The 16,902-nt window shown below is 63.7% G+C and carries 15 protein-coding genes; 7 read left to right on the top strand and 8 right to left on the bottom strand.

What is annotated here, in order from left to right:
• Positions 1–2 precede the first annotated feature (2 nt).
• From D906_RS07700 to yccS, 6 genes are all read left to right on the top strand, one after another.
• Positions 3–1,445, top strand: a complete 1,443-nt coding sequence (locus D906_RS07700) for a TldD/PmbA family protein (RefSeq protein WP_027610039.1) — start codon at positions 3–5, stop codon at positions 1,443–1,445.
• Entirely contained in the window at positions 1,445–2,764 is a 1,320-nt protein-coding gene (locus D906_RS07695; protein WP_027614857.1) for a TldD/PmbA family protein, read from the top strand. The genes D906_RS07700 and D906_RS07695 overlap by 1 nt, the downstream gene beginning before the upstream one ends.
• A gap of 109 nt (positions 2,765–2,873) precedes the next feature.
• On the top strand, positions 2,874–4,301 hold the full coding sequence (mdtD, locus tag D906_RS07690; RefSeq protein WP_019097669.1) for a multidrug transporter subunit MdtD: 1,428 nt from the start codon (positions 2,874–2,876) through the stop codon (positions 4,299–4,301).
• Positions 4,302–4,413: 112 nt separating this feature from the next.
• A complete protein-coding gene (gene dbpA / locus D906_RS07685) occupies positions 4,414–5,751 on the top strand; it encodes an ATP-dependent RNA helicase DbpA (RefSeq protein WP_232238295.1) in 1,338 nt (445 codons plus the stop codon).
• A gap of 138 nt (positions 5,752–5,889) precedes the next feature.
• Complete coding sequence (locus D906_RS07680; protein WP_016712376.1) at positions 5,890–7,071, top strand: NAD(P)/FAD-dependent oxidoreductase; 1,182 nt, start codon at positions 5,890–5,892, stop codon at positions 7,069–7,071.
• Positions 7,072–7,154: 83 nt separating this feature from the next.
• On the top strand, positions 7,155–9,338 hold the full coding sequence (gene yccS / locus D906_RS07675; RefSeq protein ID WP_019097667.1) for a YccS family putative transporter: 2,184 nt from the start codon (positions 7,155–7,157) through the stop codon (positions 9,336–9,338).
• 15 nt (positions 9,339–9,353) lie between these two features.
• Here the strand turns inward: yccS and D906_RS07670 are convergent, their stop codons facing one another.
• Entirely contained in the window at positions 9,354–10,091 is a 738-nt protein-coding gene (locus tag D906_RS07670; protein ID WP_019097666.1) for an ABC transporter substrate-binding protein, read from the bottom strand.
• Positions 10,092–10,246: 155 nt separating this feature from the next.
• Here D906_RS07670 and D906_RS07665 point away from each other — a divergent pair, with 155 nt between their 5' ends.
• Positions 10,247–10,699, top strand: a complete 453-nt coding sequence (locus D906_RS07665; RefSeq protein WP_016712379.1) for a GNAT family N-acetyltransferase — start codon at positions 10,247–10,249, stop codon at positions 10,697–10,699.
• A 32-nt stretch (positions 10,700–10,731) separates the two neighbouring features.
• Here the strand turns inward: D906_RS07665 and D906_RS07660 are convergent, their stop codons facing one another.
• The 7 genes from D906_RS07660 to D906_RS07630 all read right to left on the bottom strand — a co-directional run bounded on the left by D906_RS07660 (position 10,732) and on the right by D906_RS07630 (position 16,890).
• The gene (locus D906_RS07660; RefSeq protein ID WP_016712380.1) at positions 10,732–11,028 is read right to left on the bottom strand and encodes a helix-turn-helix domain-containing protein; all 297 of its coding nucleotides are present in this window, start codon (positions 11,026–11,028) and stop codon (positions 10,732–10,734) included.
• Between the two features lie 12 nt (positions 11,029–11,040).
• Positions 11,041–11,541, bottom strand: a complete 501-nt coding sequence (locus tag D906_RS07655) for a M48 family metallopeptidase (RefSeq protein ID WP_026020381.1) — start codon at positions 11,539–11,541, stop codon at positions 11,041–11,043.
• A 39-nt stretch (positions 11,542–11,580) separates the two neighbouring features.
• Positions 11,581–13,707, bottom strand: a complete 2,127-nt coding sequence (locus D906_RS07650) for a bifunctional diguanylate cyclase/phosphodiesterase (protein ID WP_019097665.1) — start codon at positions 13,705–13,707, stop codon at positions 11,581–11,583.
• A 210-nt stretch (positions 13,708–13,917) separates the two neighbouring features.
• Entirely contained in the window at positions 13,918–14,982 is a 1,065-nt protein-coding gene (gene fba, locus D906_RS07645) for a class II fructose-bisphosphate aldolase (protein ID WP_012274520.1), read from the bottom strand.
• Positions 14,983–15,082: 100 nt separating this feature from the next.
• Positions 15,083–15,412 (bottom strand): MliC family protein, encoded by a 330-nt coding sequence (locus D906_RS07640; protein ID WP_016712384.1) that lies wholly within the window; start codon positions 15,410–15,412, stop codon positions 15,083–15,085.
• Between the two features lie 63 nt (positions 15,413–15,475).
• On the bottom strand, positions 15,476–15,727 hold the full coding sequence (locus D906_RS07635) for a hypothetical protein (protein WP_019097664.1): 252 nt from the start codon (positions 15,725–15,727) through the stop codon (positions 15,476–15,478).
• Positions 15,727–16,890 carry a phosphoglycerate kinase gene (locus D906_RS07630; RefSeq protein ID WP_016712386.1) on the bottom strand — a complete coding sequence of 388 codons (1,164 nt, stop codon included), beginning with the start codon at positions 16,888–16,890 and terminating at the stop codon, positions 15,727–15,729. Before D906_RS07630 ends, D906_RS07635 begins: the two co-directional genes overlap by 1 nt.
• Between the last annotated feature and the right edge of the window lie 12 nt (positions 16,891–16,902).

Below are 16,902 nucleotides of genomic sequence, written 5' to 3'. Positions count from 1 at the left end.
GCATGTTTGATTCCAGCGCCCTGCTGCGCCAGCGTTTTGCCGCGCTGCGCAGTACGGCCGAGTTGTTTTCCCTGCGCCATGTGAAACAGTCGCACCAGGCGCTATCGGTTCGCCGCAACGTTGCCGAACCTCCGTTCTTCAGCCAGGACGAAGGCGCCATGCTCACTGTGCGGGTCAACGGCGTGGAAGCTTACGCGGCCACCGCCGACCTGTCCCAGGCGGGCCTGCAACACGCGTTGGAGCAGGCCGAGGCCCTGGCCCGGCAGATCGCCCGGCACAGCTTGCTGGACCTGCGCGACCAACCCGTGACCAGCGCCCGTCACGATCATATTTCACCCAACTTCGACCAGCCCGTGCTGTCCCTCGCCGACTGCCTTGGCTTGCTCGCCGCCGAATCGGCCAGCGTGCCCAAGGACAGCCGCCTGGTGGACTGGCAGGCGAGCCTGGGCCTGACCCTGGTCGAGCAAACCTACCTGAACTCGGCCGGTGCCGAACTGCGCCACGCCCAGCGCTTCCTGTTCCCAGGCCTGGGTGTCACCGCCAGCGATGGCCAGGACAGCCAGAGCCGCAGCCTGGGCCGCGACAACTTCGGCCAGCAGGGCGGGTTCGAAATCATCGAGCGTTGCGGGCTGGTGGGCGCCGCCCGGCAAGTTGCCGACGAGGCACTGCAGTTGCTGCTGGCACCCAACACCCCCAGCGGCCCACGCGATCTGCTGCTGATGCCAGACCAGATGATGCTGCAGATTCACGAGTCCATCGGCCACCCGCTGGAAATGGACCGCATCCTCGGTGACGAGCGTAATTACGCTGGCACCAGCTTCGTCAAAGCCAGCGATTTCGGCCACCTGCAATACGGCTCCAGCCTGCTGAACGTGACGTTCGACCCGACCATCGGCGAAGAGCTGGCCAGCTACAGCTTCGATGACGACGGCACCCCGGCCAGCAAGCAGTTCCTGATCCGCGCCGGCCTGCTGTTGCGCCCGCTGGGCGGCGCATTGTCGCAATTCCGCTCTGGCCTGGACGGCGTGGCCAACAGCCGCGCCTGCGGGTGGAACCGTGCACCGATCGACCGCATGGCCAACCTGAACATCGAGCCGGGCGACCAAAGCCTGGAGCAACTGGTAAAGGGTATCGAGCACGGCATCCTGATGCGCACCAACCGCTCCTGGTCCATCGACGATGCACGCAACAAGTTCCAGTTCGGCTGCGAATGGGGCCAGCTGATCGAAAACGGTGAGCTCAAGGGCATCGTCAAGAACCCCAACTACCGCGGCATCTCCGCACAGTTCTGGCGCAACCTGGCGGCGGTTGGCGACCGCAGCACCTTCCAGGTACTCGGCACGCCCAACTGCGGCAAGGGCGAACCCAACCAGGTGGTGCGGGTCGGCCATGCATCGCCCGCCTGCGTATTCCGCCAGATTGATGTATTCGGAGGAGACGCCTGATGAAACAGGCTTTCGAAACCCTGGTCGGGGATGTGCGCGCCGCCCTGCAAGCAGGCGAGCAGTTCACCCTCGGCTACAGCGCCGAACAGTCGCAATTCGTGCGTTTCAACCACGCCAAGGTGCGCCAGGCCGGCACTGTCAGCCAGGCCAGCGCGCAACTGCGGTTGGTCGGTGATGGCCGCCAGGCGGAACAGCAGGTGACCTTGAGTGGCGACGCGCAACTGGACCGCCAGCGCCTTGGCGATGCGCTGGAGCAACTGCGCCAGACGTTGCCACTGTTGCCCGTTGACCCTTATCTGCGGCTAGACGAAAGTGCCTGGCAAAGCCACAGCCTGCAGGCGCAGCCCCTGCCCGAACTGGACGAAGTACTGGCCCTGCTCGACCGCGAAGCAGGCGAGCTGGACCTGGTCGGTATCTACGCTGCCGGCCCGATCTGCCGGGGCTTTGCCAGTTCGTTCGGTGCCTTTGGCTGGCACCAGGCCAACAGCTTCAACTTCGACTGGAGCCTGTTCCACAAAAACGGCCAGGCGGTGAAGGCCAACTATGCCGGCCAGGTGTGGAGCACGGATGACTTCATCGCACGTCTGCGCCAGGCGCGAGAACAGTTGGGCTTCCTCGGCCGCCCGGCAGTCACCCTCAAACCCGGCAGCTACCGCGCCTACCTGGCCCCGGCGGCCATGGACGAAATCGCCGGCATGCTGTGCTGGGGCGGTTTTTCCGCGCAGGCGCTGGCCACTGGCAACAGCGCCTTGCAGCGTTTGTACAACGGTGATGCCCGGCTGAGCCCGCTGGTGAGTTTCTCCGAGCAGGTTAGCGGGTCGCTGAGCCCGGCGTTTTCCGATGAGGGGGCACCGCGCCTGGATGTGCCGTTGATTCAGCAAGGAGAGGCGCAGCAGAGGTTGATCAGTGCACGCAGTGCAGCCGAGTTCGCGTTGCTGGCCAATGGTGCCGACAGTTACGAATCGCCGTGTGCGCTGAGCCTGGCGCCGGGTACTCTGGCCAGCGAGCATGTGCTTGAGCGGCTGGGTACCGGGCTGTACATCAGTAACCTGTGGTACCTGAACTACTCTGATCTGCCGGCGGCGCGCATGACGGGGTTGACCCGATTCGCTACCTTCTGGGTGGAAAACGGGCAGATTCAGGGGCCCGTGAGCACCATGCGCTTCGATGACAGCCTGTACAGTTTGCTTGGCAGCCAGCTGGAGGACCTGACCCGCGAGCGCGAGATGATCCTGTCGACCAGCACCTATGGACAGCGCAGTACCGGGTCGAGTCATTTGCCGGGAGCACTGGTCAAAGGTCTCACACTGACATTGTGACTGGATTTGCTGGCCCTTTCGCGGCTAAAGCCGCTCCTACAGGGATCGCATAACCCTTGTGGGAGCGGCTTTAGCCGCGAAGAGGCCGGCACTGACAAACGAGGAAGTCATGCCCGATCGAGCACCGCTAGACCCCGTCACCGCCCGCTGGATCCCTTGGGTGGTGGCCATCGCCTTCTTCATGCAGTCCCTGGACGGCACCATCCTCAACACCGCACTGCCGGCCATGGCCCGCTCGCTGGCCGAAGACCCGCTGCGCATGCAGGGCGTGATCATCGCCTACATGCTCACCGTAGCCCTGCTGATCCCCGCCTCGGGCTGGATCGCCGACCGTTTCGGCACCAAGCGCATCTTCTTCAGTGCCATCCTGCTGTTCAGCTTCGGCTCGCTGCTGTGTGCCGCTGCCAACAGCCTGGGCTTTTTGATCTTCGCCCGGGTCGTGCAGGGCCTGGGCGGTGCGCTGATGCTGCCGGTCGGGCGCCTGGTGGTGCTGCGCGCCTACCCACGCAGCGAGTTGGTGCGAATCATGAGTTTCATCACCATCCCCGGCCTGCTCGGCCCATTGCTAGGCCCGACGGTCGGCGGCTGGCTGGTGGAGATCCTCAGCTGGCACTGGATCTTCCTGCTCAATCTGCCCGTCGGCCTGATCGGTTGCTTTGCCGTATGGAAGTTCATACCAGACCTACGCGGCGCCGAGCGCACCACGTTCGACGGCCCCGGTTTCCTGCTGTTTGGTGCCGCGATGGTACTGATCACCATCGCCATGGAAGGCCTGGGCGAGCTGCACCTGCCGCACTTGCGGGTGATGTTGCTGCTGTTCGCCGGCATGGCGTGCCTGGCCGCCTACTGGCTGCGTGCCGGGCGCGACCCGGAGCCTTTGTTCTCGCCCAGCCTGTTCCGCGTGCGCACCTTCGCCATCGGCATCCTCGGCAACCTGTTCGCCCGCTTGGGCAGTGGCGCCCTACCGTTCCTGGTGCCGTTGCTGCTGCAGGTCGCGCTGGGCTACTCACCGGCCCAGGCCGGCATGAGCATGATCCCGCTGGCGGCAGCGGCCATGCTGGCCAAGTCCGTTGCCCGCCCGCTGATCGAGCGCTTCGGTTACCGCATCATCCTCACCGGCAACACCCTGCTGCTGGGCCTGCTGCTGGCCAGCCTAGGGCTGGTCGACGAGCAGACGCCCTACGCGGTGCTACTGATTCAGTTGGGCTTGCTGGGGGCGGTCAACTCGATGCAGTTCACCGCGATGAACACCGTGACCCTGATCGACCTGGACGACGCCAGCGCCAGCAGCGGCAACAGCCTACTATCGGTGGTCGCGCAACTGGCCCTGAGCCTGGGCGTGGCCTGTGCCGGTGCCTTGCTGGGCGGCTTTACCGCAGCGGGCAGCGCCGAAGGCGTGGAGTCCACCTTGGGCGCCTTCCAGCTGACCTTCGTCACCATCGGCGTGATGGCCATGCTGGCGGCAGCGATCTTCCTGCAACTGGCGCCCACGGACGGAAGGCGTGCCCGTCGTCCGGAAGAACACATGGAGTCGTAGGGCGAATGGCCATGAGGCTGGTAGACTGTGCGGCATTTTTCGCTTCGCACCGCAGGCCAGCCTCGTGACCACCGAATCCACCGCCTTTGCCACTCTGCCGTTGTCCGCCGCCATGCTGGCGAATCTGGACGCCCTCGGCTATGCCTCGATGACGCCGATCCAGGCCCAGAGCCTGCCGGTCATCCTCAAAGGCCAGGACCTGATCGCCCAGGCCAAGACCGGCAGCGGCAAGACCGCCGCCTTCGGCATCGGCCTGCTGAACCCGATCAACCCGCGCTACTTCGGCTGCCAGGCGCTGGTGCTGTGCCCTACCCGCGAACTCGCCGACCAGGTGGCCAAGGAGCTGCGCCGTCTGGCCCGCGCCGAGGACAACATCAAGATCCTCACCCTGTGCGGCGGCGTTTCGCTGGGCCCGCAAATCGCCTCGCTGGAGCACGGTGCGCACATCATCGTCGGCACCCCGGGGCGTATCCAGCAACACCTGGACAAGGGCACCCTGGTACTCGATGGCCTGAACACGCTGGTACTGGACGAAGCCGACCGCATGCTCGACATGGGCTTCTTCGACGCCATCGCCAGCATCATCGGCAAGACCCCGTCGCGCCGCCAGACCCTGCTGTTCTCGGCCACCTACCCGGCCGGTATCAAGCAACTGGCCGCCGACTTCATGCGCAACCCGCAGCAAGTGAAGGTCGAAAGCCTGCACACCGACAACCAGATCGAACAGCGCTTCATCGAGATCGACCCGCAGCAGCGCCTGGAGGCCGTCACCCGCGTGCTCGGCCACTACCGCCCGCAGTCCTGCGTGGCGTTCTGCTTCACCAAGCAGCAATGCGAGGACGTGGTTGCCCACCTCACCGCCAAGGGCATCGTTGCCCAGGCGCTGCATGGCGACCTGGAGCAGCGCGACCGCGACCAGGTGCTGACCATGTTCGCCAACCGCAGCAGCTCGGTGCTGGTGGCTACCGACGTGGCTGCGCGCGGCCTGGATATCGATGGCCTGGACATGGTCATCAACGTGGAACTGGCGCGTGATGCCGAAATCCACGTACACCGTGTGGGCCGTACTGGCCGTGCGGGTGAGAAAGGTGTTGCAGTCAGCCTGGTGGCACCAGCCGAAGGCCACCGCGCCCAGGCCATCGAGGCGCTACAGAAGAGCCCGCTGCGCTGGGACCAGCTGGACAGCCTGAAGAACAAGGGCGGCGAGCCGCTGCTGCCGGTGATGAGCACCCTGTGCATTGCAGCCGGGCGCAAGGACAAGCTGCGCCCGGGCGATATTCTCGGGGCACTGACCGGTGATGCCGGCATCCCGGGCAAGCAGGTGGGCAAGATTGCCATCTTCGACTTCCAGGCGTTCGTTGCCGTGGAGCGGGCGCTGGCCAAGCAGGCCATGCAGCGGCTGAACAGCGGCAAGATCAAAGGGCGTTCACTGAAAGTCCGCATCATCTGATGATTTTTTTGGGGCCGCCTTGCGGCCCTTTCGCGGCACAAGGCCGCTCCTGCAAGCGATCGCGTATCTCCTGTAGGAGCGGCCTTGTGCCGCGAAAGGGCTGCCAAGCAGCCCCGGCAATTCCCAAGAGGTAACACCGTGCATTCCACCGACGTCATCATCCTCGGCGCCGGCGCCGCCGGCCTGATGTGCGCCCAGCTCAGCGCCCGCCGTGGCCGCCGGGTGCTGCTGCTCGACCACGCCAACAAGCCCGGCAAGAAGATCCTCATGTCTGGCGGCGGGCGCTGCAACTTCACCAACATGTACACCGAGCCGGCCAACTTCCTGTCGCAGAACGCGCATTTCTGCAAGTCGGCCCTGGCCCGCTACACCCAATGGGACTTCATCGAACTGGTGTGCAAGCACGGCGTGGCGTACCACGAGAAAAAGCTCGGCCAGCTGTTCTGCGACAACAAGGCCAGCGACATCCTCGACATGCTGCTGGCCGAGTGCGACGAGGCTGGCGCCGAAATCCGCATGCATACCAGCATCGAACAGATCGAAAAGACCGAAACCGGCTACCTGCTGCAGACCAGCGGTGGCCAGTTCGCCTGCCAGTCACTGGTGATTGCCACCGGCGGCCTGTCGATCCCGACCCTGGGTGCCACCGGTTTCGGCTACCAGGTGGCGCGCCAGTTTGGCCACACCCTGCTGCCGACCCGCGCCGGGCTGGTGCCGTTCACCATCACCGAGCCCCAACTCAAGGCACTGTGCACCGAGTTGTCCGGCACCTCGCTGGACTGCACCGCCAGTTGCAATGGCACCAGCTTCCGCGAAAACCTGCTGTTTACCCACCGTGGCCTGAGCGGCCCGGCGATCTTGCAGATTTCTTCGTTCTGGGAAGCCGGTGACACGGTGGAGATCAACCTGCTGCCCGACCGCGATGCGCTCACCTGGCTGCAACAGATGCAAACCGAGCGCGCCAACGCCGAACTGAAGACCGTGCTGGGCGAGGTGTTCACCCGCAAGCTGGCCAACCTGCTGGCCGAGCAGTGGTTCGAGTCCAGGCCGATGAAGCAGTACACCCCGGCAGAGCTGGCACAGATCGCCGAAAAGCTGGCGAACTGGCAAGTGGTACCGGCCGGCACCGAAGGCTACCGCACCGCCGAAGTCACCCTGGGCGGCGTGGATACGCGCGAAGTATCGTCCAAGACCATGGAATCGCTCAAAAGCCCGGGCCTGTACTTCATCGGCGAAGTGCTCGACGTCACCGGCCACCTGGGCGGTTTCAACTTCCAGTGGGCCTGGGCGTCGGCCAACGCCGCAGCGCAGTTCGTGTAGAGTAGAATCCATTCAGCAGCACGGAACGCTTCTTGCTGGCCCGTGCTGCAATGCATTCTTCGCTTACTGCCTAGCAGGCCATCATGTCATCGAGCTCGTTCCGTCAGTCACTGCGTCGCCTGTGGGGCCAAGACAAGTTCAGCTACAGCATCCGGGTCACCATCGCCCTCACCGGCAGCCTGGCCCTGTGCTGGTACCAGAACGAGATGGCCCTGCTGATCCCCCTGTTCCTCGGCATCATCGCCAGTGCCCTGGCCGAAACCGACGACAGCTGGCAGGGCCGTCTCAGCGCCCTTGCCGTTACCCTCGTGTGTTTTGCCATCGCCGCGCTGGCGGTGGAGCTACTGTTCCCCTACCCCTGGGTTTTCGTTGTTGCCTTGGCCTTGGCCGCATTCGGCCTGACCATGCTCGGTGCACTGGGCGAACGCTACGGTGCCATCGCTTCAGCGACCTTGATCACAGCGGTTTACACCATGATCGGCGTTGACCAGCGCGGTGGCCAGGTGACGGACTTCTGGCACGAGCCTTTGCTGCTGGTGACGGGGGCGGCCTGGTACGGGCTGCTGTCGGTGCTATGGCAGGCACTGTTCTCCAACCAGCCGGTGCAGCAAAGCCTGGCCAAGCTGTTCTACGAGCTGGGCAGCTACCTCAAGCTCAAGGCCAGCCTGTTCGAGCCGGTACGCACCCTCGATGTCGAGGCCCGCCGCCTTGAGCTGGCGCAGCAAAACGGCAAGGTGGTGGCGGCGCTCAACGCAGCCAAGGAAATCATCCTGCACCGGGTCGGCAACAGCCAGCCGAACTCCAAAGTCAGCCGCTACCTCAAGCTGTATTTCCTGGCCCAGGACATCCACGAGCGGGTCAGTGCCTCGCACTACCCCTATAACGCCCTGACCGACGCGTTCTTCCACAGTGATGTGATGTTTCGCTGCCAGCGCCTGCTGCGCAAGCAGGGTTCGTCCTGCCAGGAGCTGGCGCGCTCCATCCGCCTGCGCCAGCCATTCGTGCTGGCCAGCGGTTATCCCGAAGCCCTCGAAGACCTCAACGCTTCGCTAGAACACCTGCGCATCCAGAGCAACCCGGCCTGGCGTGGCCTGTTGCGTTCGCTGCGGGCACTGGCCGCCAACCTGGCAACACTGGACCGCCTGCTAAGCGCCGCCAGCAACCCGGACAGCCTGGCCGACGCCAGCGACAGCAGCCTGCTCGACCGCTCCCCACGCTCGCTTAAAGACGTGTGGACACGCCTGCGCACCCAGCTGACGCCGACCTCGCTGTTGTTCCGTCATGCCCTGCGCCTGCCGCTGGCGCTGTCGATCGGCTACGGCATGGTGCACCTGATCCACCCCACCCAAGGCTACTGGATCATCCTGACCACGTTGTTCGTGTGCCAGCCCAACTACGGCGCAACCCGGCGCAAGCTGGTACAGCGAATCTTCGGCACCGCCGTCGGCCTGACAGTGGGCTGGGCGTTGTTCGACCTGTTCCCCAACCCGGTCATCCAGTCGCTGTTCGCCGTGGTCGCCGGGGTGGTGTTCTTCGTCAACCGCACCACCCGCTACACCCTGGCCACGGCGGCGATCACCCTGATGGTACTGTTCTGCTTCAACCAGATCGGCGATGGCTATGGGCTGTTCCTGCCGCGCCTGTTCGATACCCTGGTGGGCAGCCTGATCGCCATCCTGGCGGTGTTCCTGTTCCTGCCGGACTGGCAAGGGCGGCGGCTGAACAAGGCACTGGCCAATACCCTGGCCTGCGCCAGCGTATACCTGCGCCAGATCATGCAGCAGTATGCCCACGGCAAGCGCGACGACCTGGCCTACCGCCTGGCCCGGCGCAATGCCCACAACGCCGACGCGGCGCTGTCCACCACCTTGGCCAACATGCTGATGGAGCCTGGGCATTTCCGTAAGGAAGCGGATGTGGGCTTCCGTTTCCTGGTGCTGTCGCACACCCTGCTCAGCTACCTCTCCGGGCTGGGTGCACACCGCGACACAGCGTTGCCGGCGGAGGTCCAGGAGCAACTGATCGAAGGCGCCGGGCAAAGCCTGGCCAACAGCCTGGACGAAATAGCCAATGGGCTGGCGGCGCGGTTACCGGTGGCGATTCACAGTGATGAAGAAGAGGCGCTGGCCAATGCCCTTGAGCAGATGCCGGAAGAGCTGGATGAGCATCAGCGGCTGGTGCAGACACAGTTGGCGCTGATTTGCCGGCAGCTGGGGCCATTGCGGACCTTGGCGGCGCATTTGATCAAGGAGGGTGCGCCTGCCTGAGAGCAGGCACAACCCTCAGAAACCATGCTGGCGCAGCAACCGCGCGTAACTGCCATCCGCCTTCATTGCCGCAATCGCCTGCTCGAACCCCTCGACAATCCGCGCATGCCCCGGGTGCTTCAGGCTAACCAGAATATGCAGGGTGTTCTCCCCCAACGGCGGCTCCACCAGCATCACCCCATCGCGCACTTCCTGCGGCTCACGCTGCAAGTTGTAACGTGCCACATACTCATCCTCCACCGCCAGGTTCACCCGCCCGGCCGCCAGCATGCGCACGGCCGACGAAAAGTTGCGCACCGGCACCTTGTTCAACCGGGTATCGCCGTCAAACTCAGGTGAGTAGGCGTAATCACGCACCACAGCAATGCTGTAGGGGTACAAGTCCGACGGGTGCTGATAGCGCAATGGCTCGCCCGTGCGTTGCAGCAGGCGAATACGGTTAGTCAGGTAAGCGCTGGAGAACTGCCCGATACGGGCACGCGCGTCGTTCTGCCAGGCATTGATCAGCACGTCGTAACGCCCTTCACTCACCCCCAGCAACGCCCGGGCCCAAGGCGCTTCTTCAAACGTTGTGGCATAGCCCGCGCGGGCCAGCGCCGAGGTGACAATGCTGGTGGCCAAGCCCCCGCCCGGCATGCTGGTATCGGTGAACGGCGGCCAGCTGTCGGCCACCAGGCGCAGTTTGTCCTGGGGTGCGACGGGTGTTGCCAGCATCATTGCCAGTAATCCCAGAACACAAAGCAGTGGCCGCATGCTCACGTCCTTTCGCGATGGGGGGCACACACTGCCGATGAGATTACACAAAGCCATCGCCGAGGGCAGCGGCCAATAGTGTCATTTAGCCTCTATTTTGGCCGAAGGGCACAGGCCATGCGATGATCGACCGCTCACTCAAGGAGTTCGCGCCTATGTCCATCGACTGGCTCTGCAAGCACCACACCGACCTCGGCAAGGACCAGCTCTACGCCATTCTGCAATTGCGCACGGAAGTGTTCGTGGTAGAGCAGCGCTGCGCCTACCAGGAAGTGGACGGCCAGGACCTGACGGGCGATACGCTGCACCTGATGGCCTGGCAGGATGACAAGCTGGTCGCCTACCTGCGCCTGCTCGATCCGCAGTCCCAGGGCGGGGATGTGGTGATCGGACGAGTGGTGACTTCGCCGTCAGCGCGCGGGCTGAAGCTGGGGCATCCGTTGCTGCTCAAGGGGCTGGAGGCGGCTGAGCATTGCTGGCCAGGCGTGCCGGTTTACCTGTCGGCGCAAGCGCATTTGCAAGGGTTCTATGCCCGGCACGGGTTTGTGGTGGTGGGAGAGGAATACCTTGAGGACGATATTCCGCATATCGGGATGCGCAAAGGTTGAGGTTGCCGGGGCCATGCTGCGGCCCCGGAACTTCACGGGTAGCCCAAGACTTCGCGGATCTGCCGCAGGTGCTGGATGATCCACTGCTTGTCGATCGCGCCCCAGTCATGAATGCGGTAATGCCCGGCATGATTGCGCGCGCCTTCCTGCTGCTCGAACTCACAGACGATGTCCAGGTCGGCCAGGGCGGCGATGGTGTCCTGGGCCGTGCGCCGTGGCATCCCGGTGGCCTCCATCAACGCGGGTACGCTGGTCGCGGTCCGGCTGTCGATCAGCCAGGCCACGTACAAACGGCGGTAGAAGCTGCTCTTGGTCTTGCTCACTTCCATGCTGCGTGGTCCTTAAACGTTGCCCGGCAGCTCCCGATAAGTCAGGTAGACGCGCAGGTCGAATTCCAGTTGGTGGTAGTCCGGCTCCATGTGCTGGCAGAGCTGGTAGAACGCCTTGCTGTGATCGCGCTCGCGCAGGTGCGCCAGTTCGTGCACCACGATCATGCGCAAGAACTGTGGCGCGGCCTCCTTGAACAACGAGGCAATGCGGATTTCCTTTTTCGCCTTGAGCTTGCCGCCCTGCACCCGCGACACCGCCGTATTCAGGCCCAAGGCCCGATGGGTCAGGTCAAGGCGGTTGTCGAACAATACCTTGTCCAGGCCCGGCGCGGTGCGCAGGTACTGCTGGCGCAGGTCCTGGGCATAGCCATACAGCGCCTTGTCGCTTTGCACGTCATGGCGGTCGGGGTAGCGTCGCTGCAGGTACTCGCCCAGGCGGCCGCTGTCGATCATCTGCCGCACCTGCGCTTGCAGGTGCGGGGGGTAGGCTTGCAAGTAACGTAATACGGTCATGGCGCTGCATTCGGCGTAACGAATGCCGATTCTAGCCAATCATGGCCCTGGCCACGAGAAAATTGCCGGAAAGCCGCTGGCGTCCGCTGCGATCATCGGGTGAGCCACCAGGAAGCCCTGCACATATTCACAGCCATTGGCCTTGAGCCAGGCCGCCTGAGGCGGGGTCTCCACCCCTTCGGCAATCACCGTGATACGGTAGTCGGCACACAGGCCAATCACACTGCGGACCAAAGCCGCATCCACCGTCGAGTCGGGCAGGCGTGCCACCAGGTGGCGGTCAAGCTTGAGGGTGTCGATTGGCAAGTCGCGCAGCATGCGCAATGAGCAGTCACCCGCCCCAAAGTCATCCAGCGCCACCCGAACTCCCAACTCGCGCAGGCGGTGTATCTGCTTTACGGCCGCATCGATGTTGTACATCAACGAGGTCTCCGCCACTTCCACCTCCAGCTGCGCCGGGTCCAGTTGGTAAAGCTGGATGACCCGCTGCAACTCCTCAACCAGGCTGGGCATGACGAACTGCGCACGGCTCAAACTGATGCCAAGTACCAGGTCTGCGGGGAAGCGTTCGTACCAGGCCTGGCGCTGAGCGGCCCCCTGCCGATAAATCCAGCTGGCCAGGCGGTTGATCAGCCGTGCTTCCTCCAGCAACGGAATGAACAGCCCCGGCGGTACGTCGCCGACGCTGGGGTGCTGCCAGCGCAACAATGCTTCGAATCCACGCAGACGGCCATCGATGAACGACACCTGAGGCTGATAGACCAAGGTGAAGTCCTGCTGCTCGATGGCGGCGCGCACGCCGTCTTCAAGCATCAGGCGCGAACGTGCGCGGCCGTTGAGTTCCTGGTCATAGAAGCGGTACTGCTGGCGCCCGGCCTGCTTCGCGGCATACATCGCCGCATCGGCTGCACGCAACAGGCCCTCCACATTGGCGCCGCAGTCCGGGTAGGTGGCGATGCCGATACTGACCCCAAGGCTCACATCAAGCCCTTCGATCTGATGGCTGATCGAAATACGCTCAAGCAGTTTCTCGGCATAACGGCCCGCCTGCTCGGGGTAAGGCAGGCTGTCGAACAGTGCAGTGAATTCATCACCGCCCATCCGCGCCAGCAACGCCTCGCTACCCAGGCAGTCCTTGAGTTGCTCGCCTACCCAGCGCAGCACGCGGTCACCGGTTTCATGGCCCAGCGAGTCGTTGATGCGCTTGAAGCCATCCAGGTCCATGTACATCAGCGCCTGCGCCTTGTCCGAGCGCTCGTTACGCAGCAGAGCACCTTCGGCGGCCTGGTAGAAACCCCGCCGGTTGAGCAACCCGGTGAGCGGGTCGGTAACCGCCTGGTACTCCAATTGCTGGTGCAGGTTGCGCACCACCGACATGTCCAGCACCGTCACCACCATGGCCTGCTGGTCGGCCGGCAGCGGTGCACAGGACAGCGCCACCGGCACCAGCTCGCCCCCCAAAGTGCGCAACAGGGCATCGTGTACGCGGAAAATGCGCCGCCCCAGGTAGGCCTGATAGAAGTCGGACTCCTCCCACAGCCTGGCATTGGCCAGTTGCACCAGGTCAAGCAGGTGAGCGCCCTGCAATTGCTGAACCGGTGCCGCCAGCAAGCGCGAAATGGCCGGGTTGGCAAAACTGATGACACCTTGTGCATCTACCACCAGGATGCCCTCGGCAGCATTCTCCAGGATCGATGCATTGAATGCCCTGGCGGCCTCCAGCTCTCGGCTCAGACGTTGCAGCATGCGCCGGTTGCGCTGCTGTTCGAGCAAGGCCTGAACCTTGGGCTTGAGGATTTGCGGGTCGAACGGCTTGAACATGTAGTCCACGGCGCCGCTGGCGTAGCCTTTGAGCACGGCGGCTTCGGACTGTTCGTTGGCGGTGAGGAAGATAATCGGGGTCAGCCGGGTGCGTTGGCTGCCACGCATTAGCCGGGCGACTTCGAAACCGTCCATTTCCGGCATTTGCACATCCAGCAGCACCAGGTCGACATCGTGCTCGAGCAACGCGCTCAAGGCTTCCATCCCTGAGCTTGCCGTCAACACTTGCCAATCCTGCCGGGCCAACAAGGCCCGCATGCTGATGAGGTTCTCGGGGTAGTCGTCTACCACCAGAAGAACCGAGCAGCCATCCAGTGGCTGTGGTTGAGCTTGAGCGCCATCCATGCTGCTTCTCTGTTATGTGACCGACTTCAAAATACGGTTGGATCCATCAATACTCTAGACCCGAGGCTGTAACGCGCAATGCAATCAGAACGCTATCAGCGGCTCAACTGTACGGTAGCCGACTAACGGTCGGTCTGCCGGGATTATGTGCAGGTTCTGTCGCCCATAAAAAAACCCGCATCGCTGCGGGTTTTTCATGCTGCCGGTTGATCAGTTGACCTTGGCGGCCAGCTCACCTTTCAGGTAGCGCTGGTACATGCCTTCCAGGGAGATCGGCTTGATCTTCGAGGCATTGCCGGCAGTGCCGAAGGCTTCGTAACGAGCGATGCACACGTCGCGCATGGCCTTGACGGTTTCACCGAAGAACTTGCGTGGGTCGAACTCGCTCGGGTTGGTCGCCATCAGGCGGCGCATGGCACCGGTAGAGGCCAGACGCAGGTCGGTGTCGATGTTGACCTTACGTACGCCGTACTTGATACCTTCGACGATCTCTTCAACCGGTACACCGTAGGTTTCCTTGATGTCGCCGCCGTACTGGTTGATGATCGCCAGCCACTCTTGCGGTACCGAGGAAGAACCGTGCATCACCAGGTGGGTGTTGGGGATGCGCTTGTGGATTTCCTTGATGCGGTCGATGGCCAGCACGTCGCCGGTAGGCGGCTTGGTGAACTTGTAGGCACCGTGGCTGGTACCGATGGCGATCGCCAGGGCGTCGACCTGGGTCTTCTTGACGAAGTCGGCAGCCTCTTCCGGGTCGGTCAGCATCTGGCTGTGGTCCAGCACGCCTTCGGCGCCGATGCCGTCTTCTTCACCGGCCATGCCGGTTTCCAGCGAACCCAGGCAGCCCAGCTCGCCTTCTACCGAAACACCGCAGGCGTGTGCCATGGCAACGGTCTGCTGGGTAACGCGGACGTTGTACTCGTAGTCGGTCGGGGTCTTGCCGTCTTCACCCAGCGAGCCGTCCATCATGACCGAGCTGAAGCCCAGCTGGATCGAGCGCTGGCAGACGTCAGGGCTGGTGCCGTGGTCCTGGTGCATGCACACCGGGATGTGCGGGAATTCTTCGATGGCCGCCAGGATCAGGTGGCGCAGGAACGGGGCGCCAGCGTATTTGCGGGCACCGGCCGAAGCCTGGACGATCACCGGGGAGTCGGTCTTGTCGGCCGCTTCCATGATGGCGCGCATCTGCTCGAGGTTGTTGACGTTGAAAGCTGGTACGCCGTAACCGAACTCGGCGGCGTGGTCCAGCATCTGGCGCATGCTAATGAGTGCCATTGTGTATCTCTCTCCCGACAAGCGTCGTTTGTTTCGTGCAAGCCTGCCGCAGGGGCGGTTGCTGTTCAAGTAGTGTGGGCCACCGTCGCGGCCCGGCCAGTCACGGTGCCTTGCAGCCCCGCCCAATCAGATCGTTGGTTGCCACCCAGTACACCAGGCCTTCTTCGCCCTTGGTGTGGAAGGCCAGCATGCCATCGCTGTACAGCGCACCCGAGGCACCCGGCTCGGACTTGAGCCGGTAGACCTGGTCGCCGCCACCCAGGCGCACGTCGACCTGGTCGCGTTGTGCATCGGCGAAGCGCCACAGCACTTCGGCCTGGGTGTCGCAGACCCAACGGGTCCAGTTGTCTGCCGGGGCGGGTTGCGCCGGCTGCAGCAGTGAGCATCCTGCCAGTGTCGCCAGGGCCGTAGCGGCCAAAAGCGCTTTCATTACATATCCTCTAGATGACCACACAGCGGTCGCTTGGTTGCCTGAGCCGACGAAACGCCGGGCTCAAGGGCAACCCGGCGCCTTGCGCTGGTGGTCTTCGTCGTACTTTTCCAGGCCTTCCGGGCCCACGCGCTTGCTGATGACCGGCACGGTTTCGGCCTGCCATTCGGACTGATAGCAGCCGCCCTTGGGCGAATGCGCCGGATCGGCATCGGAAGCCGGGCTGCCAGAGCAGGCGCTCAGCAGGCCGGCCAGCATCATCACAGGCAATTGCTTGACCATCAGGCCACTCCCTTTGCCAAGCGCCGACGTCATCAGGCCTTGGCCCGCTCTTCCAGGATTGCCACGGCGGGCAGGACCTTGCCCTCGACGAACTCGAGGAAGGCACCACCACCGGTAGAAATGTAGGAGATATCCTTGCTGACGCCATATTTGTCGATGGCTGCCAGGGTGTCACCGCCACCGGCGATGGAGAATGCAGCGCTGTCGGCGATGGCCTTGGCCAGTACCTGGGTGCCGTTGCCGAACTGGTCGAACTCGAACACGCCGACCGGGCCGTTCCACAGGATGGTCTTCGACGACTTCAGCAGCTCGGCGAAGTTGGCCGCGGTTTGCGGGCCGATGTCCAGGATCATGTCATCGGCTGCCACGTCGGCAATGGCCTTGACGGTAGCTTCGGCCGTTTCGGCGAATTCCTTGGCAACCACCACGTCTACTGGCAGTGGCACGCTGACCTTGGCGGCGATGGCCTTGGCGGTATCGACCAGATCAGGCTCGTACAGCGACTTACCCACCGGGTGGCCAGCAGCGGCCAGGAAGGTGTTGGCGATGCCGCCACCGACGATCAGCTGGTCGCACACGGCGCTCAGGCTGTTCAGCACGTCCAGCTTGGTGGACACCTTGGAACCGGCAACGATGGCCGCCATCGGCTTGGCAGGCGCCTTCAGGGCTTTGCCCAGCGCATCCAGCTCGGCAGCCAGCAGCGGGCCGGCAGCAGCGACCTTGGCGAACTTGGCCACACCATGGGTCGAACCTTCGGCGCGGTGAGCGGTGCCGAACGCGTCCATTACGAACACGTCGCACAGAGCAGCGTACTTCTGCGCCAGTTCGTCAGCGTTCTTTTTCTCGCCCTTGTTGAAGCGCACGTTCTCGAACAGCACCAGGTCACCGGCCTGTACCGCGACACCGTCCAGGTAGTCGGCAACCAGCGGCACGTCGCGGCCCAGGGCCTTGCTCAGGTAGTCGGCAACCGGCTTGAGGCTGTTCTCGGCAGAGAACTCGCCTTCGGTCGGGCGGCCCAGGTGCGAGCAGACCATTACCGCCGCGCCCTTTTCCAGGGCCAGCTTGATGGTCGGCAGCGCTGCCAGGATACGCGCATCGCTGGCTACCACACCGTCCTTGACAGGCACGTTGAGGTCTTCGCGGATCAGTACGCGTTTACCTTGCAGGTCGAGGTCGGTCATCTTCAACACGGTCATGAATGCAGTCCT

Source organism: Pseudomonas sp. LAIL14HWK12:I1 (assembly GCF_003202095.1).
In the GTDB taxonomy this organism is placed as follows: Bacteria; Pseudomonadota; Gammaproteobacteria; order Pseudomonadales; family Pseudomonadaceae; genus Aquipseudomonas; species Aquipseudomonas monteilii.
Note: the sequence above shows the minus strand (reverse complement) of the source record. Positions and strands in the feature narration are given on the sequence as shown.